Raw genomic sequence first — 599 nt, 5'->3', positions numbered from 1 at the left:
CATCACCGAACGCAATTTTCCTGAACTGCCACCGTCGTCTGCAACCGTTACAATAGCAGTGATATCCACCTCTTCGTGCCTTAAACTATTTAAAATGATAGGTATCCCCGTTCCGCCTCCAATAACAGTAACCTTCGGTTTTCTCATGAACGATTAACAGTCTCCTTACGACGATTTTTATCACGGTGGGTTTCATTGACCACCCAGTCTGTTTTCAAGTCTTCTGCTAGGCGATGGGCAAAGGCAACGCTACGGTGTTGACCTCCTGTACAACCAATCGCAATGGTTAAGACTGATTTGCCTTCTTTTTGGTAGCCTGGTAGGATTGGTTTTAAAAGGCCAATCAAATGTTGGTAAAAGGCTTCGGATTCCTCGTGGTCCATAACGTAATCATAGACATCCTTGTCCAATCCGGTTAAGTTACGCAATTCTGGTTTGTAGTAGGGATTTGGCAAGAAACGTACGTCAAAAACCAAATCCGCATCCAAAGGCAGGCTGTATTTGAAACCAAAGCTCATCACTTCAATATGGAAAGAAGCTTGGTTTTGCTCACTTGAAAATTGCTCAGAAATGGTTTTGCGCAACTGGCGTGGGGTCAA

General features: G+C 44.1%; 2 protein-coding genes. Both read right to left on the bottom strand.

The genetic code is table 11. The features are described from left to right. Positions 1 to 147: 2-phospho-L-lactate transferase CofD family protein (locus B3473_RS01220; protein WP_293651007.1), on the bottom strand; the 147-nt coding region annotated here is incomplete at its 3' end. After that, positions 144 to 599, bottom strand: a 456-nt coding sequence (locus tag B3473_RS01215) for a RapZ C-terminal domain-containing protein (RefSeq protein WP_293651004.1), incomplete at its 5' end; no start/stop codon positions are given. The genes B3473_RS01215 and B3473_RS01220, both read right to left, overlap by 4 nt.

The sequence above is a fragment of the Streptococcus sp. UBA632 genome (genome assembly GCF_002300045.1).
Lineage (GTDB): Bacteria > Bacillota > Bacilli > Lactobacillales > Streptococcaceae > Streptococcus > Streptococcus alactolyticus.
The sequence above is the reverse complement of the archived record's forward strand: the minus strand, read 5'-3'. Positions and strand labels throughout refer to the sequence as shown.